This window comes from Holdemanella sp. (assembly GCF_056804935.1).
This window is the reverse complement of the sequence record NZ_DBMEXE010000002.1, coordinates 1-24,849: the sequence shown is the minus strand read 5'-3', so window position 1 is coordinate 24,849 and position 24,849 is coordinate 1. Positions and strand designations below refer to the sequence as shown.

Here is a 24,849-nt window from a genome sequence, read left to right as displayed (position 1 = left end):
TGTGTTTTGGGTTTTCACAAATTACCATCACACGTCCTTTGCGTCGAATTACTCGACACTTGTCGCAGATTGGTTTAACAGATGGTCTTACTTTCATCTTTCTTCCTCCTACGTAATGATTCACGTATTTTAATGGCCCTGCTAAAATGCGTATGTGTACATGCGGATTTTAACAGAAACGTGAATGTATAAATCGCAAGCAAAGTTGCGCTTACATATTATAAGCGCAACTTACTTGTTTTTCAAGGCTTCTTTTAATTCTGGCCAAATTTCTTCCATAGATTTTGACGCATCAATTCTTGAAACCATATTTTTTTCTTCATAATATGCGATTACTGGTTCAGTATTCTTTGCATATTCATCTAAACGAACCTTTAAGCTTTCTTCGTTGTCATCTTTACGTTGTGTTAATTCACCACCGCAAACATCACATACACCATCAACTTTTGTTGGTTTTGAATAGATGTTGTAGATTTCTCCACAATTTTTACAAGTACGACGACCTGTAATACGACGAGTTAATTCGTCAAATGGAACATCCATATAAACAATTTTTTCAACTGCTAAATCTGTTCCATTAGTCATTTCTTCAAAAGCTTTTGCCTGAGCCAAAGTTCTTGGATATCCATCTAATAAATATCCGTTCTTTTTATCTTCCAAAGTGTTTAAGTAATCCTTAACCATTTTGTTTGTGATTTCATCAGGTACTAATAAACCTTTTTCAGAATATGCTTTTGCTTGTAGACCCAATTCAGTTCCACCAGCAATATTTGCACGGAAAATATCTCCTGTAGAAATATGATTCAAATTGAATTCTTCTTTGATCTTAGTAGAGAATGTTCCCTTACCAGAACCAGGAGCTCCCATAATAAATATATTCATATCTATTCTCCTGAAGATCTTAGTCTTCGTAATATTTCTTGTAAGATTTTTGAGTAATCAATCCTTGTACTTGACGTACTGTTTCAATAGCAACACCAACAACGATAATCATTCCTGTTCCACCCAAAGCCATTGAGCTTGGAAGATCAGGCCAAATTAATGGCATGACATGTGGCATAACAGCAATAAATGCTAAAGCAACAGATCCTAATACTGTAATTCTTGATAAAACACGGTTAATATAGTCTTTTGTTTCCGAACCTGGTCGAACACTAGGAATATATGATCCGGATTTACCCAAGTTTTCAGCAACTTTTTCTGGATTAATTTGCATCTTCGTATAGAAGAATGTAAAGAATAAAATCAATAATACATAAATTACAAGTGAATACCATGTTTTCAATCCTAACCATTTTTGCATCTCTTTAATGAAATCATTTGATGGAAAGAATGAAGCAATTTGAATTGGTGCCATCATCAATGAACTAGCAAAGATGACCGGAATAACACTTGCTGAATTGACTTTCAATGGCAAGTAGTTTGCTTCACTTGGTTTGCTCAATGAAATTGAACTTGATGTATATTGAATTGGAATTCTTCTTTCCGCTGTATTAATCAACGTAACAAAGATAATAATTAATAAGTATATCAATATATACGCAGCAAATAACCAAGCCCCATAGGAAGGCGCAGACTCACCTGAAATTAAGCTTGACCATGCACTAGAGAATTGTTGTGGCATACGCCCAACAATACCAGCCATAATTACCATAGAAATACCATTTCCGATACCTTTCATGGAAATTTGGTCTCCAATCCACACTAAAAACATGCTTCCTGCTGCAAATATTGTAGCAATATATAAAATCTTACTGATTGTAACACCGCCGACAATCAAACCTGTATATGCTTTTGAGAAGCCATATACTAATGAGAATGATTGCACAAAGGCAAACACGACCGCAAGATATCTTGTGTACTTGTCTAATGTTTTACGACCATTAGCCCCTGCTTTACTCAACTCTGTTAAGTGAGGAATAACGTCCATACTTAATAACTGAATAATGATAGAAGCTGTGATATAGGGAGTAACTCCTAAAGCGAAGACAGAGAACTGTTCAAGTCCTCCACCTCCTAATAGATTTAACATTGCGAACAATGAGTTTTCCCCAAGACCATTTACTAAATCTGTTGTATTTACATCAGGTACAGTAATGGCTGATCCCAAACGATAGACAAGAAAGGCAAATAGGGTGAATAGAATCCTATTGCGGATATCCTTATTCGTCCACATTGCCTTTATCTTGCCTGCCATATTATAGAACCTCTACTTTTCCGCCTGCTTTTTCAATTGCTTCTTTAGCTGACTTAGAGAATTTAACTGCTTCAACAGTTAATTTTTTAGTTAACTCACCGTTACCTAAAACTTTAAGTCCAGAAAGTTCTTTATTAATAATACCAGCTTCAATTAAAGCTGCTGCATTAACAGTTGCTCCATCTTCGAAACGATTTAATGTTTCAACGTTAACGATAGCATATTCTTTACGGTTGAAGTTAGTGAATCCACGTTTTGGTAAACGTCTTGCTAATGGTGTTTGACCACCTTCAAAACCTAAGCGAACTCCTCCACCTGATCTTGATTTTTGACCTTTTTGTCCACGACCGCTAGTTTTTCCGTTTCCGCTTCCAGGTCCACGACCAACACGGTTACGTTCTGTGCGAGTTTCGGCTAAATTCATTGTATGTAATTTCATCTGATTTACCTCCTATTACCCGCGAATTTCTTCTGGCTTCTTACCACGAAGCGCAGCAACGCTTTCTACAGTTCTTAAGTTCTGTAATGCATCAACTGTTGCACGAACAACGTTGATTTTTGTACGTGATCCTAAACATTTAGTTAAGATATCAGAGATACCTGCAAGTTCAAGGATTGCACGAGTTGCACCACCAGCGATAACACCAGTACCTTCGATAGCTGGACGCATGTACACAGATCCTGCTCCATATCTACCAGTGATTTCGTGAGGGATTGTTGTACCGATTACTGGTACTGTGAAGATGTTTTTCTTAGCATCTTCAACGGCTTTTTTGATTGCATCAGGAACTTCGTTAGCTTTTCCTGTACCAATACCTACACGGCCTTTACGATCTCCAACTACAACTAATGCAGCAAAACGGAAACGACGTCCACCTTTAACTACCTTAGTTACACGGTTGATTGAGATTACTTGTTCTTCAAATTCTTTTTGGTCTCTTTTTGGTTTTCTATCCATTGCCATTGTGCGACCTCCTAAAATTCCAAGCCAGCTTCACGAGCTGCTTCTGCTAAAGCTTGTACACGACCAGTGTAAACATATCCACCACGGTCAAATACAACCTCTTTAATATTCTTTTCTAGTGCGCGCTTAGCAATTTCAGTTCCTACCAAACGAGCTGCTTCCACGTTTCCACCATTTTCTAATTTCATGTCAACACTTGAAGCACTGACCAATGTGTTTTGGTTAACATCATCAATGATTTGAACATGGATGTGTGCGTTACTTCTGAATACGCATAAACGTGGGCATTCTGGAGTTCCGCTAATTTTTGTACGTACACGTTTGTGACGACGTACACGAGTTTCATTACGTGATACTTTAGTAAACATTTTTGATCTCCTTTCCCACTACTATTTCTTACCTGCTGTTTTACCTTCCTTACGACGGATGATTTCACCAACATAGCGAATACCCTTTCCTTTGTAAGGTTCTGGTCTACGAACAGCACGAACATTTGCTGCAAATTCTCCAACTTCTTGTTTATCGATACCTGCAACTTTGATAGTTGTAGCAGTTGGACAAGTTACTTCTAAGCCTTCTTTAACTGGCATCTCAACTTGGTGAGAATATCCAACGTTTAAAGTTAATACGTTTCCTTTCATTGCTGTACGGAATCCGATACCAACTAATTCTAAGTCTTTAGTGAATCCTTCAGATACACCAACTACCATGTTGTGTAACAAAGCACGAGTTGTTCCGTGTAATTGTTTTGTGTGTTTTTCGTCATTTGGACGTTTTACAGTGACAACATTATCTTCTACGTGGATTTCCATCAAAGAAGAGAATGTACGTGTTAAAGAACCCTTAGGTCCTTTAACAGTCACCTCATTCCCAGCAGCTACTTCAACAGTAACTCCTGCAGGAACGGTAATCAGTTTATTCCCGATACGTGACATTACGTTTTATCCTCCTATATATTTATTACCAAACGTAAGCAATAACTTCTCCACCTAAGTGGTTCTTTCTTGCTTCTTTGTCAGTCATCATTCCATTACTTGTAGAAATGATTGCGATACCTAATCCGTTTAATACGCTAGGTAAGTTTTCAACTTTAGCGTAAACACGAAGACCAGGTTTAGAAATACGACGTAAACCGCTGATAACTTTTTCATTGTTAGGTCCGTATTTCAATTCGATATTCAAAGTTTTCTTAACATCGCCTTCAACGTTGAAGTCTACGATGAAACCTTCGTTTTTCAAAATTTGAGCAATTGCTTTCTTTTCATTGCTCGCTGGCATACTGACAGAGGCATGCTTTTGTTGCAAAGCATTGCGGATTCTAGTCAGCATATCCGCAATAGGATCAGTCATAATCATATGCAATATACCTCCTTACCAACTAGCCTTTTTAACTCCAGGAATTTGACCTTTGTAAGCCAATTCACGGAAGCAAATACGACATAATTTGTACTTTCTTAATACAGAGTGTGGACGACCACAACGTTCACAACGAGTGTACTCACGAACTTTAAATTTTTGAGGACGCTGTTGTTTGTTAATCATTGATTTCTTTGCCATTTAAAAGCTCCTCCTACTTTTTGAAAGGCATACCCATTTGAGTTAATAATGCCTTTGCTTCTTCGTTTGTTTTCGCTGATGTAACGATTACGATGTCCATACCACGAGTACGGTCTACTTTATCGAAATCAATTTCAGGGAAAATGATTTGTTCTTTAATACCTAATGTATAGTTTCCACGACCATCGAAGCAAGTATCGCTAACTCCACGGAAGTCACGTACACGAGGTAATGAAATGTTGAATAACTTATCTAAGAATTCATACATTTTTTCTTTACGTAAAGTAACTTTACATCCAATTGGCATACCTTCACGCAATTTGAAGTTCGCAATTGATTTTTTTGCTTTTGTTACAACTGGAGCTTGACCAGTGATAGCTGTCAATTCTTCAACAGCTTCGTCTAATAATTTAGCGTTAGTGATAGCATCACCTACACCAATATTAATAACTACTTTTTCAACGTGAGGTACTTCCATGACAGATTTGTATTCGAAATCTTTCATCATTTGAGGGACAACTACGTTTTTATATTTTTCTTGTAAACGATTCATCTTCTACCCTCCTACTTCACTTCGTTACCGCTCTTCTTGAAGACGCGTGTTTTTACATTTTTACCATCTACAACTTCAACTTTTGTTGTAATACGGCTAGCAACTTTTGCTTTTTCATCATAAAGCATTACATTTGAAACGTGAATTTTAGCTTCTTTTTCAACGATTCCACCATCTGGATTTGCTTGAGTTGGTTTCAAGTGTTTTTTAACCATGTTAACACCTTCAACGATAACTCTGTCTTCCTTAGGGAATACAGCTTTTACTTCACCGATTGTGCCTTTGTAAGCACCTGTAATAACTTTTACTTTATCACCTTTTTTAATTCTCACTTAGACACACCTCCTATAATACTTCTGGCGCAAGAGATACGATCTTCATGAAGTCTTTGTCACGTAATTCACGAGCAACTGGACCGAAGATACGAGTTCCCTTTGGCGTCTTGTCATCTTTAATGATTACACATGCGTTATCATCAAATTTGATGTAAGTTCCGTTTTCACGACGAACACCACGACGTGTACGTACGATTACGGCTTTAACTACATCACCTTTTTTTACGGATCCACCAGGAGTAGCCTGTTTAACAGCACATACAACGACATCACCGATGTTTGCAAATTTTCTTACGCTACCACCTAAACAACGGATAACTAAAACTTCTTTAGCTCCAGTGTTGTCAGCAACGCGCATACGACTTTCGTTTTGAATCATTGCTTTCTCCTCCTAGTATTAACCACGAACCTTTTCAACGATTTCAACTAAACGGAAACGTTTTGTAGCAGATAATGGACGAGTTTCCATAATTACTACTTTATCTCCGATACGTGCTTCGTTGTTTTCATCGTGAGCTTTAAATTTCTTAGAATATTTAACACGTTTACCATATAATGGGTGTGTTTTTTTAGTTTCTACCATAACTGTGATAGTTTTGTCCATTTTATCAGACACAACTGTACCACGGTATACTTTACGAGCGTTTCTTTCCATAGATACGTCCTCCCTACTCTTGGCCAGCGTTTTCACGCTCTGTCAATACAGTTTTAATACGAGCAATTGTTTTCTTAACAGTTTTTAAACGAGCTGTATTTTCTAACTGTCCTGTGGCTTGCTGGAAACGAAGGTTAAAAAGTTCATCTTTAAGCGTATCGATTTCCTGAAGAAGCTCTTCATTTGTTTTTTCGCGGATTTCTTTAGCTAACATTACTTCACTTCTCCTTTTCTAGCAAAACGAGTCTTAACTGGTAATTTGTGAGCAGCAAGACGTAAAGCTTCACGAGCTACTTCTTCACTTACTCCACCAACTTCGAACATTACACGTCCTGGTTGAACTACTGCTACCCATCCTTCAGGAGCACCTTTACCAGAACCCATACGAACCTCTAGAGGTTTTTTAGTACGTGCCATGTGAGGGAAAATACGAATCCAAACATTTCCTCCACGTTTCATATAACGTGTCATAGCAATACGGGCTGCTTCAATTTGACGGTTACTTACATAGTTTCCTGATTCAGCAACCAATCCATATTCACCAAAGTCAATAGTACGACCTGCTTTTGAACGACCTTCGTAGCTCAAACGGTGAGGACGACGATACTTTGTACGTTTAGGCATTAACATTATTCGTTACCTCCTTTTTCTGCAGGTGCTGCAGCTTTAACAGCATCTTTAGGGGCACGGTTTGAACGAGCATCTGGACGACGACGTCCTTTTCCTTTACGCATTGGGCGTTGTTTTGGAGCTTCTGGTTCTTTAACCATTTCACCAGGTAATACTTCACCACGGCAGATCCAAACTTTTACACCTAAACGACCATATTGAGTTGCTGCTTCTTCCCAAGCATAGTCAATATCACTGCGAAGTGTATGTAAAGGAACAACTCCTTCTGAATATCCTTCAGTACGTGCCATATCAGCTCCACCAAGACGTCCAGATACAGCAGTTTTGATACCTTTTGCACCAGCACGCATAGTGTTTTGAATAGCTTTTTTCTGAGTTGCACGGAAAGATTTACGTCCTTCCAATTCGTTAGCAATCCAACGAGCTACTAAACGAGCATCTAAGTTAGGATTAGCAACTTCTACAACGTTAATTTGTACGTTCTTTGCAGAAGCGATTTTTGAAACTTGTTTTTTCAATCCTTCGATTGATTTTCCATCTTGACCGATTACTACACCAGGGTGAGCTGTACGGATGATAACTGTCATACGACCCTTAGTACGTTCGATTTCGATACGAGAGATTTGAGGGTCTGCCTTACGTTTGTCGACAGCTTCGTTTGATAATTTAGCGTAGTATGCTTCAACCAATTCACGAATCTTAACATCTTCCATTAATAATGTTCCAAATTCTTTATCGTCAGCGTACCATCTTGATTGCCAGTCACGAATGACTCCGACACGCATTCCAATTGGACTTACTTTCTGTCCCATAGCTTACCTCCTACTCTTTTTCAGCCACTACAACTGTAATGTGGCTTGTACGTTTGTGAATAGCACTCGCACTACCTTTTGCACGAGGCATGAAGCGTTTCAAAGTAATTCCTTCGTCAGCCCAGCAAGCCTTCACATATAACTTGCTTTCATCTAAATCGTTATTGTTAACTGCGTTAGCAACAGCTGAGTGTAATACTTTACCAACAAGGTATCCACCTTTGTTAGGTAAGAATTTCAAAATAGCAGCTGCTTCTTCTACGTCTTTTCCACGGATCAAGTCTAAGACTAGTCTTGCTTTACGAGGTTGAATACGTAGAGTTTTTGCGGTAGCTTTTACTTCCATTTCTTCTCCTCCTACTATCTAGATTTCTTATCATCTGATCCATGACCAGTGTATTTACGTGTTGGAACGAATTCACCTAATTTGTGTCCAACCATGTCTTCTGTTACATAAACAGGAACATGTTCCTTACCGTTATAAACGGCAAATGTGTGTTCAACAAATTGAGGGAAGATTGTAGAACGACGGCTCCAAGTTTTAATAACTTCTTTTTTTTCGGCTTCGTTTAATGCAACAACCTTTTTCATCAAATGGTCATCACAGAAAGGTCCTTTTTTCAAACTACGACTCATTGTATCTTACCTCCTTGCCTACTTACCATTACGACGACGTACAATTAATTTTGTACTAGCCTTCTTGTTACGACGAGTTTTAACACCCAATGCTTTTTTACCCCAAGGAGTCATTGGTGATTTACGTCCGATAGGAGTACGTCCTTCACCACCACCATGAGGGTGATCATTAGGGTTCATTACAGAACCACGAACAGTTGGGCGAATACCTCTCCAACGGTTACGTCCTGCTTTACCATAGTTAACTAAGCTGTAATCTTCATTACCAACTGTACCTACAGTAGCACGGCAATTAGCCAATACTTTACGAACTTCACCAGAAGCTAAACGTAAAGTTACATATTTTTCTTCAATACCTAAGATCTGAGCTGAACATCCAGCACTACGAGCCATCTGTCCACCTTTACCAGGTTTCAATTCAACGTTGTGAATGAATGTACCTTCAGGCATGTTTCTCATTTCGCAGCAGTTACCAATTTTGATATCTGTTTCTGCTCCTGATACAACTGTCATACCAACCTTCAAATCTTTTGGAGCGATGATATAACGTTTTTCACCATCAGCATAGTTTAACAATGCAATGTTTGCTGAACGGTTTGGATCGTATTCGATTGTAGCAACACGTGCAGGCACGTTGTCTTTGTTACGTTTGAAATCGATGATACGGTAAGTTCTTTTGTGACCAGAACCTTGGTGACGTGTAGTAATACGTCCTGTGTTGTTTCTTCCACCTTTAGATTTCAATGGAGCTAACAAACTTTTTTCTGGTTTAGATGTTGTGATTTCATCTTTAGCCAAAGTTGTCATTCCACGACGTCCAGGTGTCATTGGTTTATACTTCTTAATTGGCATAAACTTAATTTTCCTCCTTATCGCAATATTTATTCAGGAAATAGCGTCTTCTCCCTGATTATTCTTCGGAACCGAACAATTCGATTGTTTGTCCTTCTTTAATTTTTACAATAGCTTTGTGTACAGCGCTTGTTTTTCCAACATAACGACCTACACGTTTTGTTTTTGGTTTGCAGTTCATTGTATTTACTTTTACAACTTCTACATTGAATGCAGCTTCAACAGCTTTAGCAATTTCGATTTTGCTAACACCCTTAACTACTTCAAAAGTTACTTTGTTATCTTCAGCCATCATCTTCATAGTTGCTTCAGTGATGATTGGGCGGATAATTACGTCTCTGTAATCTTTCATTATGCCAATGCCTCCTCAACTTGTTTTACGGCAGCGCTTGTCATAACAACTTTGTTTGCATTTACTAAATCGTAAGTGTTGATTGCAGAAGCAGACATTACTGTAGCTCCAGCAATATTACGTGCTGATAAGTAAACGTTTGTTGCATCTTCGCTATCTGCAACAACAAACAATGTTTTCTTAGGCGCTTGGATAGCTTCAATAATTGAAACAAATGTTTTTGTTTTTGGTTCAGCAATTTCAAATTTATCCAAAACGCTGAATGCTGTTTCTTGAACTTTTTCGCTCAATGCAGATTTAACTGCTAAACGGCGAACTTTTTTGTTAATGCGGTATGCATAGTTACGTGGAGTAGCTCCGAATACAGTTCCACCACCTCTAAATTGAGTAGCACGGATAGAACCTTGACGAGCACGTCCTGTACCTTTTTGACGGTAAGGCTTGCGTCCACCACCAGAAACTTCGCTACGACCCTTAGTGTCAGCAGTTCCTTGACGACGGCTTGCCATTTGCATTACTAATGCATCATACATAGCCTGTTGGTGTGGTTCAATTCCGAAAACAGCGTCGTTCAATTCGATTGAACCAACAACTGCACCAGCTTGGTTAATTACGTCGATAGTAGCCATTATTGAACCTCCTTATTTGCAGTATAGTCAACTAAAGTAACAGGTTCTTTATCTCCCTTGCTAGTTTTAGCAGTACGTACCATTACGCAACCTTTTCTAGGTCCAGGAACGTTACCTTTAATTAACATATAGTTGTTTTCTGTATCAACTTTAATAACTGTCAAGTTTTGATTTGTAGTAGTATATCCACCTTCTTGACCAGCCATGATAGTACCCTTCATAATACGTCCTTGACGTGAAGTAATACCGTTTGTAGCTAATGAACCGATGTGACGAATGTTCTTAGATCCACCGTGAGTCTTTGGACCTTGGTGAGCATTGTTACGAACGATTGTACCGTTGTAACCTTTACCTTTGCTTGTACCGATTACATCTACTGTTTCTCCTGCAGCAAAGATATCAACGTTAACCAAATCTCCAACGTTTACATCCATGTCACAGTCGCGCACTTCCTTAATGAAACGCTTTGGACTTGTATTTGCTTTTTTACAGTGTCCGATGTTTGCTTTAGTTGTGCGTTTTTCTTTGATTTCTTCAAATCCTAATTGAACTGCGTTGTAACCATCTGTTTCAACTGTTTTCTTTTGTAAAACAACGTTTGGTGTTACTTCAACTACAGTTACCGGAATCAATACACCATCTTCAGTGAAGACTTGTGTCATTCCTAATTTTCTTCCTAATAGTCCTTTCATCATTGACACCTCCATTAAAGTTTAATTTCGATGTCGACACCGCTAGGAAGTTCAAGTCTTTGTAAAGAATCAATCGTTTCCTTGTTTGGTGCAACAATCTCAATCAAACGCTTGTGCGTACGAATTTCAAATTGTTCACGTGAATCTTTGTATTTGTGAACCGCACGAAGAATTGTTACTACCTGTTTTTCAGTAGGTAATGGAACTGGTCCTACAACCTTTTTAGCTCCGTGTTTTGTCGCAGCTTCGACAATTTTCTTTGCACTATCATCTAAGATTCTGTGCTCATACGCCTTTAAGCGAATTCTCATAGTATTTTTTGCCATGTTTAACTCCTTTCGTTTATTCTAGATAAACATGCTCCATGCGAATTACCTGGCCACACCCATGACAACGGTTCTCAGTGGGTCAGCAACCTCGCACTTCATCGCAAGCTCCTGTATTCTAACACATATATTTCATGCATTCAACCCCTAAATTAAAAAAATTTAATAATTCTTTTAAAGCCCTTATTTATCGTGTTTTAACACGTTTAATTTTTTATTTTTTTAACTGTTTCCAAAAAATAACTGTGACAACTGATATCAGTGGGTCACAAATATTGTTTTAAACAATAAAAATACACCTATTTTTTCAAAACATGTAAAAAAGCATCTGTTTTTAATCAACAGACGCTAACCAATCCTCTAAATTGTGACAATACGTATCATGATCATCCACAAAACACATATGACGACATTCTGGCATTAAATGCCATTTTGCATTTTTAATTCCATCATACATAGTTTTGGCAACTAATGGTGTACATAAATCATTCGTTCCACTTATTATTAGTGCCGGAACTTGAATTTCGTTCAATCGATTTGTATACTCAAAATCCTTCAAAGTTCCAAGCGGAGTATATTCATTAGGTCCCCAACCAATTAAATAGGCACGAGTCCCAGCTTTCTTTTCTCTTTTAACACATTCTGGCGTATCTTCATCAAATGGCCCTGCACAATGAAGCTGCATATAATGCTCATTAGCCAATTGATATTGATCAGATTCATAGTCTTCACTTAAAATTGCTTGTTTCTCATCATCTGACATAAATGAAATCATACGATGTTGTTCTTTTGCCCATAGTGAAGCTGAAGATAATGTACTCGAAAGAATTAAAGACTTCAATCTCACGCTTTTCTTTTCAATCGCATAGGCAATGGCTAACATACCACCCCAGGATTGTCCCAACAAATGACAAGATTCAATATTTAAATACTCCATCAACGCTTCAAGTTCTTCCATCCACATATCTTGATTCCACAATTCATCATGACCTTCTACAAATGATTTACCACAGCCAAGTTGATCGTACATAATCACTTTTCTTCCCGTCTTGGCAATACAATCCAACACTTCAAAATAATTATGTGTTGATCCTGGTCCTCCATGTAAACAAATCAATGGAGTCTTATCTCCTCCATCCACAATACGATAGTATGTTTTAAAGCCCTTAAACGGCATATATCCATCATTTATTTCCATTTTAATCACCATTCACTTATTCCATCATTATATTCACTGCAACAATCTATCCAATATTCCTTATTAACACGAATTGTATCCGTGAATTCTTCATAATCTTCTTTTAATAATCGATAAAACTTTTTAAGACTTGCGATTGTTGACTTAACTGTATCCGGTGTGCTCCACATACACTTACGTATGAAAAAGTATCCAAAGAAATCACTTAAGTATTCATCCTTGCAACCATTTTCCATAGTTAAAGCATCTTCTCTCAACAAAAAAATCGTTTAAATAAAAATCCACATTGAAATAATGATTCTTTATTGTTTTATCAACAAATCCCTTTTTTGAAAGTTCATCTACAAATCCTTCAATATACTTTGTGTTAATTTTGCGATTTCTCAAAATCTATCATATCATTTCTTTTGTAGATATATATTCATATCTACATCTCCTTCTATTCCATTCACTTGACCTTTATTTGAATATTGCCATATATCAAATTTATCTTCCATCGGGCAACTTGTTGTATAACTTGCTAGCCAAATCGGATATTTTGATATTCTTTCAAAATCATAATTTTGATATAACCAAGTCATATTTCCATATATCATTGGTTGATATCCAGCTTCTTTGATCTTTTTACAAAACCGTAGGGCCAGCTTCGTTCTTTGTTCTATAGACAAATCATCAATTCTTCCACCCTGATCAAATTCTTCCATATCATAAACAACCGGCATTTGAATCTTATATCCCTTAATTTTATTCAACACTAAATCTACTTCTTCATCAATCTCTTCAGCCGAAATTGCACTCGAGAAAAAATAAGCACCTACCTTAAGATGATTCTGAATAGCTTGTTGAATATTTGTATTAAAATATTCATCTTCATGTAAGATTCCCTCTTGGGCACCACGATAACCTATCCTTAACATCGCAAACTCAATTCCATCCGTCTTTACTGCTGCCCAGTCAACAGCTCCATTATGACTTGATACATCAATTCCAGTGGATACCTTATACAAAGAATCTTTATATGTCATTAATCCATTTTCCAAAGAAAATAAATTTAAATCATAATAGCTCTTTTCTTCTATTACCGATTCTTCTTGTGTAAACAACATGTAAATCACATAAACACTACCACTCACAATTAAAATAGGAATTAATATAAGAATTAAAATTCTACTTAATTTAACTTTTCTTCTCATACCCCAATGACCTTAAGAATTTCTAAGCTTGCATTTCTTGACATTATAGGACTTTCAATCAAACCACTCTCTATACAAGTACACGCATGTTCGATTTCACCAGTAAAATCCGATTTCTGTTCTACCACAATCTTTTTATCATTCATTACAAGTTCTGTATTCTTCCAAAAATTCTTACAAGTAACGCTACCCTTTGTACCATATATATGAGCTGTATTTTCCATATCCACATCCCAGCTTGTTGCGATATGTGCCACGCACCCATTTTCATATTCAATCAAAGCTTCATCCTGAAATCGAGATACTTTCAATATTGAGCTATTCGCCATTCTATTTGCATAACAAATAGGGTAAACCCCAATATCAAACATACATCCAGATCCTGGCTGGTTAAAATGCCAGCCTGAAATTGTTTCTGTCAGTTTTGTTGCATATTGAGCATCCATTGATTTTATTTCACCAATTTCTTCATTTGAAATCATTTCAAATAATTTTTGATTTAATGGTGTGAAAACCGTTTTATGGGCTTCCATTAAAAAACAGTTTTGTTGGTGTGCATAATCAAAGCATGCATGTAATTCTTCACTAGATACACACATTGGTTTTTCGCAAACTACATGTTTATGGTTTGCCAATGCCAGCTGAATATGTTTGGCATGCAAATAATTCGGTGTACAAATATATATCATATCTATATTTGTATCCTGCAACATCTTCTCATAGTTATCGTAAGCTTTTTTTGCCCCATACTCCTCTTTAAAAGCATCCGCTTTTTCTATACTAGAAGAACACACTGCATATAGATTCGCATTACGTGAAAACAAAACACCTTGTATTACGCGACGGCTAATACCACCTAAGCCATAAACTCCAATTTGTACCATTCTATTCACCTTCTTTTTAAGATTACTTTAAGCTCTTCTCCTTATTCTATATATAGAAATAAGCAGTTACCTCATTTACTCACTATACTTATCTCTTTCTGCCTATTTCTTTCATATATGACAAACGTCCATGGAATTACTCCATGGACATTTTATTGTATGCGGTTTTTGCCATTTGCGCATATCCCTCATCACTTGGATGTAAGTGATCTCCACTATCAAATGCATCTTGCATTTTATGTCCATCGCAAATATCTTTATCAAAATCAATTACGCCATCAATTTCATCCGTTGTACGAATCCATTCATTGACTTCATTACGCAAGTTCTCTCTAAAATATGCATAAGTACGCCAGCCTTCAATCGGAATCAACGTCCCAATATAGACCTTCATCCCTAATGATTTCGCGTGCTTTACATATTTTCTTAAGCCCTCAATCAATTCCTGACTTGACGGAAGATCTTGCCATGGTCTAAATTCATTCTTTTCAACACCGACTGGATGAATAATATCATTTATTCCTTGCAGAATAATTAAAGTATCACTTCCAGCCACATGCATCTCGTGACCAAATCGATAATCTCCTTTTAATCCATATGCTTCATACTGTACACAAGAATATTGTCTTAAAATACGTGTACCACTAACGGCTTTTCGAACTACAGACACTTTTTTATTATTTTCCCACATTAACTTCTGTAAATAATCAGGCCAATCCTGCGAAGTAATAGAATCACCATAACAAGTAATAACTTTATATTCTGGTTCTGTCAAAACAGCCACTTCGCTTAAGAAAAACACCCATGGCGTCTTCATGCTTGAAGCATGATCCATAATACCTGCATGAGAGAAATCACCTTCTCCAAAATAGCCCGTACTTAATGGTCCTTGTGTATATACGCCACAACGTAAGTGGGTGAATTCTTTTAAATAGAAACTAATTGCGATTGTTTCTTGTTCATGCACTTTAAAATCCAATGGATCACTATAACATTGTTCTCCCACATCAAGATGAAGTCCTTTTGAACCATTAAAAGTAATATCCACAATGGATGTTGGATCTAAATCACGTCCACTAATAACTCGTCCAATTGTGATTGAATCAAAGACCACGCCTTCTTTTCCTGTAAAGTTATCTAAACAAATACGTATCTTATTCCCTTTGAATGTCGATTTCATAGGATAACGCAATGTGATATTCTTTGCGTATTGACTAGGCTTATGTGTCACAATCGACATTGCCTGTCCATATATCGCCTTAAATTCTTTTTCCATAGTTGACCTCCAAATTATTTATTATCTATTTCTACATTCATAAAACATATGTTTTTATCCACAAATAATCATACATGAAACGTTGCAAAAATCCAAACATATACCTTATTATATTAAAGAAGTTGAGGAAAAAACACATGAGTAAATTAGAAAATTATTACGGTAAATTTTGTGAAGATAAAAGACTCTTATCAAGACATGGCCAAGTTGAATATACAACAAGCATGAAATATATCCATAAATATTTAAAGCCTGAAGATCGCATATTGGATATTGGAGCCGGAACCGGCAGATATAGTGTTGCCTTAAGTAATGAAGGATATCAAGTCGATGCGATTGAACTTGTTAAATATAATCTTGGTGTTTTAAAAGCTAAAAAAAGCAATGTGAAAGCCTATCAAGGAACCGCTTTAGATTTATCAAGATATCAAGATAACACTTTTGACATCACCCTACTATTTGGACCTATGTACCACTTATTTAGTTATGAAGATAAATTAAAAGCATTATCCGAAGCTAAACGCGTTACAAAAAAAGATGGAATTATTTTTGTGGCTTACGTTATGAATGAATATAGCGTCTTAGTCCACGGTTTTCGAGATGGACACATCAAAGAATCATTAGCAGCAAAAAAACTCGATGAAACATTTCAAACGCAAACAAATATAGATGATTTATATAGTTACATTCGTCTAGATACAATTAATCAATTAAATGAAGATGTTGGTTTAGAACGAATCCAAATTATTGCTGCTGATGGCCCTAGTGATTATATGCGCCCAATTTTAAATAAGATGGATGATGAAACATTTGAACTGTTCATAAAATATCATCTTGCCACTTGTGAAAGACAAGAGCTCATTGGTGCAAGTTCACATACAATAGATATACTAAAAAAATAATGTCACTTTTGTGGCATTATTTTCATATTATATATTCCATTATTAAAACGACTAAACAACATGCAATGGATACTTGAAATAAGCTCTTGTCTTTCCATGCCAAAATAATTCCAACTATTAGCGCTGCAAGTCCTGCTAACTGAGAATTCGTTTCATATAATATAGTAGGAAAGGTCATCACAGCCAAAGTCACATAGGGAACGTAGTACAAAAATGATTGAACATATATATTTGTAATTGGCTTATTAAAAAGCGTTAACGGCAAGACACGAATCAAATATGTGACAACCGCCATTGTAACTACATACATCATTGGATTAGACATTTTCTTCCTTCTTTCTAGGTTTTATAATGGCCGCGGCCATTGAAATTATGATTGTTAATAAAATGGTTCTTGTTCCACCTGAGATTGGCACATCCTTACAAATGTAACTCAATAAGAAACTTATAATAATGAGCAGTCCAATCACATGATCTTTTTTTGCCTGAGGAATAATAATAGCCAAAAACATACCGTATAACGCAACACTTAAACTTGCTACAATTTTTGTAGGAAGACTATTACCAGCAACTATTCCCAATGCAGTTCCTAGTGCCCAACATGGAAGTGCCACCAAATATGTACCATATATATATTTATGATTCACTTTCCCTTCGTGATTGATTGCCAAACCAAATAATTCATCTGTTAAATCAAAACCTATACACATCCTATGAAGCAGATTCGTTTTTTCTTCGATTTTTTGACTGAGCGCAAAGCTCATTAAGAAATAGCGAGCATTACTGACTAAAGTCATGATAACCATCTGAATAAAAGTACCATGTGTACTAATCATTAAAAAGACCGCATATTCTCCTGCCGATGCATTTATGAATAGGCTAGTCAAAAAGCCTTGTATCGGTGATAAACCTACATTTTTTGCGATGATTCCAAGTGAAAAGGAAACTGCAAAGTATCCTAGTCCAACTGGAATACTATCTTTGATTCCTTTTTTAAACTCCATAATCTCACTCCCATTTTTTTGCATTATAAGGACTGTATTGTTATTTGTAAATCAAATATTTATAATACTTCCATAAGGAAATGTGATAGATATGAATCTAACAAAATATGATATTTTTTTCAAAGTATTAGAAACAAAAACAATCAGTCAAGCTGCTAAAGATCTTGGCTATTCACAAAGTGCAGTTTCTCAAACAATAAAATCTTTAGAAGAAGAATTAGAAACCACTTTATTCATTCGACAAAAAAGTGGTGTCATTCTTAGTAAAGATGGACATGCATATCTTCCCTATTTAAAATCTGTTCAGGCAAGTCTTGATAATCTTCGTACTAAAAAGCAGGAAATGAAAGGGTTGGACCAAGTCACATTAAGAATTGGTACATTCACAAGTGTATCTCGACATCTTTTGCCTTCATTAATGGAAGAATTCATTGAAATGTATCCAAACATACAATTTGAACTGTATCAAAGTGAATATACAAATATTGAACAACAATTATTAGAAGGAAGTCTTGATTTAGGATTCACTTGTATTGATGCCATCCAACGAGTTCAATATCAAGAATTGTATTATGATGAAATGTTTGCGTTGGTGCCACAAAGTCATGTGTTAGCTAATTATGAAGTATTAAGTATGAAACAAATTGCAAAATATCCTTTTATTCAATTGGATGAGGGAGAGTATTCTTTACCAATAAAAACATTTCAAAATCTAGGATTACATGTACAGATTAAACACAAAGTATATGATGACTTTACTATTTTAGCTATGATTCGTCAGAACTTAGGTATTTCCATACTTTATCAAAATGCTTTAAGTGATTATGACGATTTGTGTTTGATTCCAATACAAGAAAATCTATTTCGTCATGTTGGCATTGCCTATAATAATTACGATACTTTATCTTATGCAGGCAAGACATTTCTAGATTTCATTCTTAGAAAGACACCAGAAATTCTTAAAAATAAGGATAGTTTTCATATTATTTAAATTTAACATAGTTTTTATACTGTTAAGGTTGACTCACTTACTAATTTATATTATTCTTTTCACGTACATAAAGATATACGGTAGGTGAGGTTACCGCAGGGATTTGGATTTCCTAAGATTACTGCCGCAAAGTTGTGGAGACACGACTCGTTGGTCAGCAGGCTAAGTCGCAAAGGCTTGGCTTAATGTAATTAATATGCCCTGTGATACTAAAGCTTGAACGGTGATACTTAGGTTAATGACGTCATTGTTTAGGCAATGGCGTTTTCTTTATATAAGGAGGTGAGGCTTGTATGTGTACGGATCCGGATGGGAATAGTTTGAATTATTTAAAGAAAGCAGAGGTACATAATTATGATGAACAAAGAAGAATTCATTCAATTACTACAAGACAAAAAATACAAAACTGCACAAAATATACTTTCCGAAATGAACGATATGGATACAGCTGCCTTTTTAGAAGAGTTAGATGCGAAAGAATGTGCTTTGGCATTCCGTTTAATTTCTAAAGAAAAAGCTGCCAATGTATTCTCATGCATGAGTTCGAAGATGCAGACATATCTGGTAGACATGTTTTCAGAAACTGAATTAAAAGAACTATTGGATGATCTTTATATGGATGATACAGTAGATATGTTAGAGGATCTACCTGCAAACTTAGTAACGCGTATTTTGAAAAACTTAGATTCAAATAAGCGTTCAACCATCAACAAACTTTTAAAATATCCTGAAGACAGTGCCGGTTCCATCATGACGACTGAATATGTCACATTGAAAAAAACAATGACTGTAAAACAGGCCATGAACCATATTAAGGATATTGGTATCCATAAAGAGACAATTTATACTTGTTATGTCACTGAAAATAAAAGATTGATGGGTATTGTGACAGCTAAAAGCTTAATGACGAGTGATGATGATGAAAATATCACAAATCTAATGAATACGAACATTATTTCTGTACACACTCATACAGATCAGGAACAGGTTGCTCACTTATTTAGAAAATATGACTTGATTGCGATGCCCGTACTTGATAGTGATGGATGCCTTGTTGGTATTGTTACATTTGACGATGCCATGGATGTTATGGTTGATGAAACCAACGAAGATATTTCTCGTATGGCTGCCATGGAACCCAATGAAAAAACATATTTTGAAACTACGGTTTGGCAACAAGCAAAACACCGTATCTTATGGTTACTTGCCTTAATGTTTTCTGCCACAATCACAGGAAGTATTATCACCCGATATGAAAATGCCTTCAGCGCCGTACCATTACTAGTATCTTTTATTCCCATGTTGATGGATACAGGTGGAAACTGTGGATCACAGAGTTCAACTTTGATTATTCGTGGTTTAGCTTTGGGAGAAATTCATTTTAAAGAAATTTTTAAAGTCATGTTTAAAGAATTTAGAATTTCACTTGTTGTTGGATTTATTTTAGCTGCAGCTAATGGTTTACGTATTTTCATTCAATACCAAAACTTTAATATCGCAATTGTCGTTGCCCTTTCATTAATGGTTGTTGTTATTGTTGCAAAATTAATTGGTTGTATTCTTCCATTATTTGCAAATAAGATTGGTGTAGATCCAGCTATTATGGCCAGTCCATTAATCACAACAATTGTGGATACTTGCTCTATTCTAGTTTATTTCAATATTGCAGTACATGTTTTTAATATCGTAGTTTAAGAGATGAAAAATCATCTCTTTTTTCATAGCACGAAAAAAAGAACCTCAATTGAGATTCTTTTATCGAAAAATATAATTATTTAAATTAGATATCCATATCTTTTTGAGCAGCAGTTACAATAGCCATCTTGTAGATTTCATCTGAAGTACATCCACGAGATAAGTCATTGATTGGTGCGTTCAATCCTTGTAAGATTGGTCCAACTGCTTCATATCCACCTAAACGAGCAGCAATCTTGTATCCAATATTTCCACTTGACAAGTTAGGGAAGATAAAAGTATTTGCATGTCCAGCAACTTTTGAATTAGGGGCTTTTAAACGAGCAACTTCTTCACTTACTGCACAGTCAAATTGCATTTCTCCATCAATATCGAAATCAGCAATACGACGCAAACGATCACTTGCTTCAGTCATCTTAGCAACACATTCACCTTTTGCACTACCCATTGTTGAATATGATAATAATGCAACTTTTGGTTCTACACCAAATTGACGAGCTGACTTAGCTGTTTGCATTGTGATTTCTACTAAATCATCTGTGTTAGGGTTGATGTTAATTGAGCAGTCACCCATAATCAATTGAGATTCTTCTTTAATTAAAATGAAACAAGAAGAAACTAATTTGTTTCCTGGAGCTGCTTTTACTAATTGTAATGCAGGACGTACAGTATCCGCTGTAGAATATGTAGCACCACCTAATAATCCATCAGCATATCCCATTTGAACTAACATAGTTCCAAAATAGTTTGTGCTCTTCAATGCTGTACGAACTTTTTCTTCGTCCATTTTACCACGACGTAATTCAACCATTTTACGAACCATTTCATCCATATGTTCAAAGTTATTTGGATCGATTTGTTCGATTCCTTCAACATTTAAACTATTCTTTTGTGCACAACCAGCGATTTCTTCTGGAGTTCCTAATAATACTGGGCAAACAACATCATTATTTTTCAAATCAATAGCTGCCTTTTGTACACGTGGATCCCAACCTTCGGTAAATACGATTCGTACTCCCTTTCCTTGGACCTTTTTTTCTAATTCATCAATAATCATAACTTTAACTACCTCTTTTCTATCAAAGTATAGTCCAAAAATGCTTTATTTACCACAAAAACAATGTGAACTTTTTCTCATAGTTTATTCATAAAATGTGTATATGATAAATAACATATTGTTCATATAATGTATACATTATGTATAAATTGTAATTAATTTACACACAGATGTAAATTAATGTAAATTTTGCTTGCATTTTTCATTGTAAAGTTTTACACTAGTGACATCACAAGAAGGGATAGGTGCAAATTATGAAAACAAGTCACTATTTAAAGAAGGCCGGTGCCGTATGTATGGCAGCTGCAATGATGACTGGTTGTGCTAGTGGATCATCTGGTGCAAATGGTAAAACGTTGACAGTGGGCTTAAACACAGGTTTCAATGGAATTTTCTCTCCATTATATTATCAAACTGTATATGATGATTACGTTATTGAAATGGTTTATCAAAGTATGTTGAGCTATGATCGTGATAATCAATTACAACCAGAACTTGCTACTGAACAACCAACTATTAGTGAGGATGGATCAACATTAACATTCAAATTGAAAAAGGGAGTTAAATTTTCTGATGGATCTAAATTGGATGCAGATGATGTTGTATTGACATTTACAGCTATGGCTGATCCAAGCTATACTGGTCGTTTCTCAACATATGTTGATTACTTAGAAGGTTATAAAGAATATCATGATGGAGATGCCGAAACTCTAAGTGGTGTTGAAAAAATTGATGATTACACAGTTGCTTTCCACTTGGCAACACCAAGAATCGATGCAATCAGCCAAGTTGGTACATTCCCAATCATCTCTAATTCACAATTCAAAAAATACAAAAAAGGTGATACAAAGATGTTTGAAGACAAGGCTAGTGAACCAATTGGTACTGGACCATATGTATTGAAAAACTTCCAAAAAGATTCAGCTGCCACATTTGTCAAGAATGATAAATTTAAAGCTAAAGATGGAGAATACCAAATTGATAATGTTGTAATGAAGATTTGTGATACTTCAACAGAACTTCAAGAGCTTCAAAAAGGAACAGTTGATTTATTACCACAAGCTGATAACGCTGATAAAGTTGGTACTGCAAGTTTAGATAAGAACTTAACTTACAACAACTACGCATCAAGCTCAATGCAATACTTTATTTACAACTGTGAAGCTGGAGCCACTGCAGATCCTGCTGTACGTCAAGCATTAACTTATGCGATTGACCGTCAATCATTTGTTGATAGCTACTACTCATTCTCTAAAGGAAGTAAGGATGTTAAGAAAACTCAACCTGGTTTCGTTCCAGTATTAATGGCTAACCCAATTTCATCACAATTAGGTGATATCGTTACCGGTAAAGAAAAAGATGACAACATGACTTACTATGATTATGATATCGAAAAAGCTAAACAAATCTTAGATGATGCTGGATGGACTGTAGGTAGTGATGGAAAACGTGAAAAAGATGGACAAAAATTAACTGTTCGTATGGTTTCTACAAAAGGTAAAGATCAATTAGATACAATGCTTCCAATGCTAGAAAAAGCTTGGGGCGAAGAACTTGGCGTTGATTTCAAAACAAACTTAAGTGAATTCAACACAATGGTTGCGACTGTTCAAGGTGATGATACAGTTAACGATTGGGAAGTATCTTACATGGGATGGCAATTTGGTTCAGGTGATGACACTGGTATCAACTTATTATGCCAAACTGGTCAAACAGATAATACAGCTCGTTTATCAGATCCTGATTTAGATGCATTATTAGATACTGCATTACACACAACTGATCAAGCTGCAAGTGCTGCTGCTTATAAAGAAGTTTACGAAAAAGTTTCTGCTTTATGTCCATATGTAGCAATCAATGGTTTAAGTTACTATGATCTATACAACAAAAAGATCAAAAACTTAGATACAGCTGCATTGTATGACTTCGTTAAAGCGTTAGACAAAGCTACAATCGAATAACAATTAAAGAGATCTGTTGACAGATCTCTTTTTAATACATATAATTCAACTACATACAGAGTAAAAATATGTGCGTTAAGTGTCTTTAACACGGGGAGTTGGTTAAGGAACGAAAAGTTATTCTTGCAGTACATATTTTGCATCCCGCTGTTGTGATCGAAAAAATTAAAGACTTTCTTTTTTTGTATCGCAATATGGAAAAAGGAGGTCTTTTTATATATGAATCAATACTTTGTAATGTTAAAAGAAAATGCACGCTCATTAAAAAACGTGCGTGTTATCGTAGGTGTGGCATTATTTTTTGCCCTAAATGTTATTCTTAACTTATTTGGATCCATCCAAATCACAAACCAGTTAAAACTAGGCTTTGCTTCCATTGCGACAGCTGCCAGCTGCTTACTTTATGGACCCGTTCCAAACTTAGTGCTTGCACCATTACTAGATTTAGTCAATTACATGGTCAAACCTGTGGGTGCATATTATCCAATCTTTATGATTTCAACTATGGCAAGCGCATGTATTTTTTCAGCTTACTTCTATAACTGCGAAAGAATCACTTGGGTTCGCGTCATCTTATGTCGAATAACATATGATGTCGTTGTCAGTTTATTTCTAAACACACTATTTACATCTATGTTGTGGGGGACTCCATTCTTAGTTATTGCGAGTCCTAAATTAATCAAAAACTTAATTTCATTACCATTCCAAGTCGTTATTTTATATTTAGTAATGAAAACATGTATTCAATTAAAGCCAAAGGTGAACCGTTAATAGGTCCACCTTTTTTACTGCAATTTAAACATGTCTTTTTTAGCTCCACAAACTGGACATACATAATCATCTGGTTCACTTTCAAAATCATCACCATCATATACATATCCACAAACACTGCATACCCACTTTTCTTCTTTTCTGTATGTAGGTGCTTTTGCCGGTGCGCTTTGTTTTAATACATTATGATAATATGCATAGGTCATTGGTTTACCAGAATCACCTTTCTTGGCATCAACGACTTTTGCCAAGAATACAAAGTGTGTTCCTGCATCCATCTGACTTTGTACTTCACACATCATGTATCCTAACGCATCATCTACAACAGGCAATTCTCTAAACAAATGATGATTCAACTTCGCCCACTTATCTTTATCTTTTCCTGTTTGAAAACCTAAATCCGTAATTACTTGTGAATCTATTGTTTCAGGCAAGATTGATAAAGAAAAACACTTATTTTTTTCAATCAATGAACAAGTATAATTATCCTTGTTCATACTCAAGGCAATTAGCGGTCCTATCGTAGAAACCTGAAATACAGTATTCACAATACATCCGCATTCGCGCATGCCGTCTTTTACACCCACGGCATACATACCATAAGAAAGATCATACAAAACTGTGTTGTCCATAAGTAAATTTACCTCCTTCTATAATCTTTTAAACAGTTGGAGATAAACTCCTCTAAGAACCGTACGTGCAGTTTTCCCGCATACGGCTCCCCACT

At 35.9% G+C, this 24,849-nt stretch carries 37 protein-coding genes and 2 riboswitches; of the genes, 5 read left to right on the top strand and 32 right to left on the bottom strand.

The features are described 5' to 3' along the window. The 28 genes from rpmJ to ACZQCL_RS00180 form a co-directional block, all read right to left on the bottom strand. Positions 1 to 97 (bottom strand): 50S ribosomal protein L36 (gene rpmJ, locus ACZQCL_RS00315; protein ID WP_304962461.1); only part of this gene is annotated, 97 nt, incomplete at its 3' end. 134 nt (positions 98 to 231) lie between these two features. Then, positions 232 to 882 (bottom strand): adenylate kinase, encoded by a 651-nt coding sequence (locus ACZQCL_RS00310; protein ID WP_329993434.1) that lies wholly within the window; start codon positions 880 to 882, stop codon positions 232 to 234. Between the two features lie 19 nt (positions 883 to 901). Further along, positions 902 to 2,197 carry a preprotein translocase subunit SecY gene (secY, locus tag ACZQCL_RS00305; RefSeq protein ID WP_227993571.1) on the bottom strand — a complete coding sequence of 432 codons (1,296 nt, stop codon included), beginning with the start codon at positions 2,195 to 2,197 and terminating at the stop codon, positions 902 to 904. Between the two features lies 1 nt (position 2,198). Next, positions 2,199 to 2,636 (bottom strand): 50S ribosomal protein L15, encoded by a 438-nt coding sequence (gene rplO, locus ACZQCL_RS00300; RefSeq protein WP_117572744.1) that lies wholly within the window; start codon positions 2,634 to 2,636, stop codon positions 2,199 to 2,201. 15 nt (positions 2,637 to 2,651) lie between these two features. Beyond that, positions 2,652 to 3,161 (bottom strand): 30S ribosomal protein S5, encoded by a 510-nt coding sequence (gene rpsE / locus ACZQCL_RS00295; RefSeq protein ID WP_117572743.1) that lies wholly within the window; start codon positions 3,159 to 3,161, stop codon positions 2,652 to 2,654. A gap of 11 nt (positions 3,162 to 3,172) precedes the next feature. Beyond that, positions 3,173 to 3,529 (bottom strand): 50S ribosomal protein L18, encoded by a 357-nt coding sequence (gene rplR / locus ACZQCL_RS00290; RefSeq protein WP_118114947.1) that lies wholly within the window; start codon positions 3,527 to 3,529, stop codon positions 3,173 to 3,175. Positions 3,530 to 3,550: 21 nt separating this feature from the next. Beyond that, on the bottom strand, positions 3,551 to 4,096 hold the full coding sequence (rplF, locus tag ACZQCL_RS00285) for a 50S ribosomal protein L6 (RefSeq protein WP_118114946.1): 546 nt from the start codon (positions 4,094 to 4,096) through the stop codon (positions 3,551 to 3,553). Between the two features lie 25 nt (positions 4,097 to 4,121). Further along, on the bottom strand, positions 4,122 to 4,517 hold the full coding sequence (rpsH, locus tag ACZQCL_RS00280; protein ID WP_117572739.1) for a 30S ribosomal protein S8: 396 nt from the start codon (positions 4,515 to 4,517) through the stop codon (positions 4,122 to 4,124). 15 nt (positions 4,518 to 4,532) lie between these two features. Next, the gene (locus ACZQCL_RS00275; protein WP_003864831.1) at positions 4,533 to 4,718 is read right to left on the bottom strand and encodes a type Z 30S ribosomal protein S14; all 186 of its coding nucleotides are present in this window, start codon (positions 4,716 to 4,718) and stop codon (positions 4,533 to 4,535) included. 13 nt (positions 4,719 to 4,731) lie between these two features. Continuing rightward, a complete protein-coding gene (gene rplE, locus ACZQCL_RS00270; protein WP_482481424.1) occupies positions 4,732 to 5,271 on the bottom strand; it encodes a 50S ribosomal protein L5 in 540 nt (179 codons plus the stop codon). A gap of 11 nt (positions 5,272 to 5,282) precedes the next feature. After that, on the bottom strand, positions 5,283 to 5,603 hold the full coding sequence (rplX, locus tag ACZQCL_RS00265; protein WP_117995788.1) for a 50S ribosomal protein L24: 321 nt from the start codon (positions 5,601 to 5,603) through the stop codon (positions 5,283 to 5,285). Between the two features lie 13 nt (positions 5,604 to 5,616). Then, positions 5,617 to 5,985, bottom strand: coding sequence for a 50S ribosomal protein L14 (gene rplN / locus ACZQCL_RS00260; protein WP_003864834.1), 369 nt, complete (start codon positions 5,983 to 5,985; stop codon positions 5,617 to 5,619). A gap of 18 nt (positions 5,986 to 6,003) precedes the next feature. After that, positions 6,004 to 6,261 carry a 30S ribosomal protein S17 gene (gene rpsQ / locus ACZQCL_RS00255; RefSeq protein ID WP_482481422.1) on the bottom strand — a complete coding sequence of 86 codons (258 nt, stop codon included), beginning with the start codon at positions 6,259 to 6,261 and terminating at the stop codon, positions 6,004 to 6,006. A 13-nt stretch (positions 6,262 to 6,274) separates the two neighbouring features. Then, positions 6,275 to 6,475 carry a 50S ribosomal protein L29 gene (gene rpmC / locus ACZQCL_RS00250; protein ID WP_003864836.1) on the bottom strand — a complete coding sequence of 67 codons (201 nt, stop codon included), beginning with the start codon at positions 6,473 to 6,475 and terminating at the stop codon, positions 6,275 to 6,277. Then, complete coding sequence (gene rplP / locus ACZQCL_RS00245; RefSeq protein ID WP_003864837.1) at positions 6,475 to 6,891, bottom strand: 50S ribosomal protein L16; 417 nt, start codon at positions 6,889 to 6,891, stop codon at positions 6,475 to 6,477. The genes rpmC and rplP overlap by 1 nt, the downstream gene beginning before the upstream one ends. Next, the gene (gene rpsC, locus ACZQCL_RS00240; protein ID WP_329993877.1) at positions 6,891 to 7,703 is read right to left on the bottom strand and encodes a 30S ribosomal protein S3; all 813 of its coding nucleotides are present in this window, start codon (positions 7,701 to 7,703) and stop codon (positions 6,891 to 6,893) included. The genes rplP and rpsC overlap by 1 nt, the downstream gene beginning before the upstream one ends. A 10-nt stretch (positions 7,704 to 7,713) precedes the next feature. After that, positions 7,714 to 8,049, bottom strand: coding sequence for a 50S ribosomal protein L22 (rplV, locus tag ACZQCL_RS00235; protein ID WP_117572731.1), 336 nt, complete (start codon positions 8,047 to 8,049; stop codon positions 7,714 to 7,716). Between the two features lie 14 nt (positions 8,050 to 8,063). Then, positions 8,064 to 8,339 (bottom strand): 30S ribosomal protein S19, encoded by a 276-nt coding sequence (rpsS, locus tag ACZQCL_RS00230; RefSeq protein WP_117572729.1) that lies wholly within the window; start codon positions 8,337 to 8,339, stop codon positions 8,064 to 8,066. 18 nt (positions 8,340 to 8,357) lie between these two features. Continuing rightward, a complete protein-coding gene (gene rplB, locus ACZQCL_RS00225) occupies positions 8,358 to 9,191 on the bottom strand; it encodes a 50S ribosomal protein L2 (protein ID WP_295749513.1) in 834 nt (277 codons plus the stop codon). Positions 9,192 to 9,249: 58 nt separating this feature from the next. Then, complete coding sequence (rplW, locus tag ACZQCL_RS00220; protein ID WP_003864842.1) at positions 9,250 to 9,543, bottom strand: 50S ribosomal protein L23; 294 nt, start codon at positions 9,541 to 9,543, stop codon at positions 9,250 to 9,252. After that, complete coding sequence (gene rplD, locus ACZQCL_RS00215) at positions 9,543 to 10,172, bottom strand: 50S ribosomal protein L4 (protein WP_117572723.1); 630 nt, start codon at positions 10,170 to 10,172, stop codon at positions 9,543 to 9,545. The genes rplW and rplD overlap by 1 nt, the downstream gene beginning before the upstream one ends. Next, positions 10,172 to 10,864, bottom strand: coding sequence for a 50S ribosomal protein L3 (gene rplC, locus ACZQCL_RS00210; protein ID WP_040466218.1), 693 nt, complete (start codon positions 10,862 to 10,864; stop codon positions 10,172 to 10,174). Before rplC ends, rplD begins: the two co-directional genes overlap by 1 nt. 14 nt (positions 10,865 to 10,878) lie before the next feature. After that, the gene (gene rpsJ, locus ACZQCL_RS00205; RefSeq protein ID WP_003864845.1) at positions 10,879 to 11,190 is read right to left on the bottom strand and encodes a 30S ribosomal protein S10; all 312 of its coding nucleotides are present in this window, start codon (positions 11,188 to 11,190) and stop codon (positions 10,879 to 10,881) included. Positions 11,191 to 11,524: 334 nt separating this feature from the next. Beyond that, positions 11,525 to 12,388: a proline iminopeptidase gene (gene pepI / locus ACZQCL_RS00200; RefSeq protein ID WP_482481416.1), complete on the bottom strand. Its 864-nt coding sequence runs from the start codon at positions 12,386 to 12,388 to the stop codon at positions 11,525 to 11,527. 5 nt (positions 12,389 to 12,393) lie between these two features. After that, the gene (locus ACZQCL_RS00195; protein WP_482481414.1) at positions 12,394 to 12,648 is read right to left on the bottom strand and encodes a hypothetical protein; all 255 of its coding nucleotides are present in this window, start codon (positions 12,646 to 12,648) and stop codon (positions 12,394 to 12,396) included. A gap of 138 nt (positions 12,649 to 12,786) precedes the next feature. Beyond that, a complete protein-coding gene (locus tag ACZQCL_RS00190) occupies positions 12,787 to 13,581 on the bottom strand; it encodes a glycoside hydrolase family 25 protein (protein ID WP_333671638.1) in 795 nt (264 codons plus the stop codon). Further along, positions 13,578 to 14,465, bottom strand: a complete 888-nt coding sequence (locus ACZQCL_RS00185) for a Gfo/Idh/MocA family protein (protein WP_418272268.1) — start codon at positions 14,463 to 14,465, stop codon at positions 13,578 to 13,580. Before ACZQCL_RS00185 ends, ACZQCL_RS00190 begins: the two co-directional genes overlap by 4 nt. Before the next feature lie 136 nt (positions 14,466 to 14,601). Next, positions 14,602 to 15,741 (bottom strand): GDSL-type esterase/lipase family protein, encoded by a 1,140-nt coding sequence (locus ACZQCL_RS00180; RefSeq protein WP_227993585.1) that lies wholly within the window; start codon positions 15,739 to 15,741, stop codon positions 14,602 to 14,604. Between the two features lie 137 nt (positions 15,742 to 15,878). Between ACZQCL_RS00180 and ACZQCL_RS00175 the strand changes: the two genes are divergently transcribed. Continuing rightward, positions 15,879 to 16,643, top strand: a complete 765-nt coding sequence (locus ACZQCL_RS00175; protein ID WP_412345170.1) for a class I SAM-dependent methyltransferase — start codon at positions 15,879 to 15,881, stop codon at positions 16,641 to 16,643. Between the two features lie 22 nt (positions 16,644 to 16,665). Here the strand turns inward: ACZQCL_RS00175 and ACZQCL_RS00170 are convergent, their stop codons facing one another. Together ACZQCL_RS00170 and ACZQCL_RS00165 are read right to left on the bottom strand one after the other, a co-directional pair. Continuing rightward, positions 16,666 to 16,968, bottom strand: a complete 303-nt coding sequence (locus tag ACZQCL_RS00170) for an AzlD domain-containing protein (protein WP_331865796.1) — start codon at positions 16,966 to 16,968, stop codon at positions 16,666 to 16,668. Continuing rightward, entirely contained in the window at positions 16,961 to 17,647 is a 687-nt protein-coding gene (locus ACZQCL_RS00165; RefSeq protein ID WP_331865795.1) for an AzlC family ABC transporter permease, read from the bottom strand. The genes ACZQCL_RS00170 and ACZQCL_RS00165 overlap by 8 nt, the downstream gene beginning before the upstream one ends. 91 nt (positions 17,648 to 17,738) lie before the next feature. On the opposite strand from ACZQCL_RS00165, the gene ACZQCL_RS00160 reads away from it, so the two are divergent. Both ACZQCL_RS00160 and mgtE read left to right on the top strand, forming a co-directional pair. Next, positions 17,739 to 18,638, top strand: coding sequence for a LysR family transcriptional regulator (locus ACZQCL_RS00160; protein WP_279142870.1), 900 nt, complete (start codon positions 17,739 to 17,741; stop codon positions 18,636 to 18,638). A 69-nt stretch (positions 18,639 to 18,707) separates the two neighbouring features. Beyond that, positions 18,708 to 18,874, top strand: a riboswitch (M-box (ykoK) riboswitch). 118 nt (positions 18,875 to 18,992) lie between these two features. Next, on the top strand, positions 18,993 to 20,333 hold the full coding sequence (gene mgtE / locus ACZQCL_RS00155; protein ID WP_482481409.1) for a magnesium transporter: 1,341 nt from the start codon (positions 18,993 to 18,995) through the stop codon (positions 20,331 to 20,333). An 85-nt stretch (positions 20,334 to 20,418) separates the two neighbouring features. Here mgtE and pta read toward each other — a convergent pair whose 3' ends face one another. Further along, the gene (gene pta / locus ACZQCL_RS00150; protein ID WP_337531392.1) at positions 20,419 to 21,390 is read right to left on the bottom strand and encodes a phosphate acetyltransferase; all 972 of its coding nucleotides are present in this window, start codon (positions 21,388 to 21,390) and stop codon (positions 20,419 to 20,421) included. A gap of 254 nt (positions 21,391 to 21,644) precedes the next feature. On the opposite strand from pta, the gene ACZQCL_RS00145 reads away from it, so the two are divergent. Together ACZQCL_RS00145 and ACZQCL_RS00140 are read left to right on the top strand one after the other, a co-directional pair. After that, on the top strand, positions 21,645 to 23,351 hold the full coding sequence (locus tag ACZQCL_RS00145) for an ABC transporter substrate-binding protein (RefSeq protein ID WP_482481406.1): 1,707 nt from the start codon (positions 21,645 to 21,647) through the stop codon (positions 23,349 to 23,351). Between the two features lie 54 nt (positions 23,352 to 23,405). Then, positions 23,406 to 23,503, top strand: a riboswitch (THF riboswitch). 67 nt (positions 23,504 to 23,570) lie between these two features. Then, on the top strand, positions 23,571 to 24,122 hold the full coding sequence (locus ACZQCL_RS00140; protein WP_227993604.1) for a folate family ECF transporter S component: 552 nt from the start codon (positions 23,571 to 23,573) through the stop codon (positions 24,120 to 24,122). Between the two features lie 14 nt (positions 24,123 to 24,136). Here ACZQCL_RS00140 and ACZQCL_RS00135 read toward each other — a convergent pair whose 3' ends face one another. Then, positions 24,137 to 24,754 (bottom strand): flavin reductase, encoded by a 618-nt coding sequence (locus ACZQCL_RS00135; RefSeq protein WP_118114934.1) that lies wholly within the window; start codon positions 24,752 to 24,754, stop codon positions 24,137 to 24,139. Positions 24,755 to 24,849: the final 95 nt, after the last annotated feature.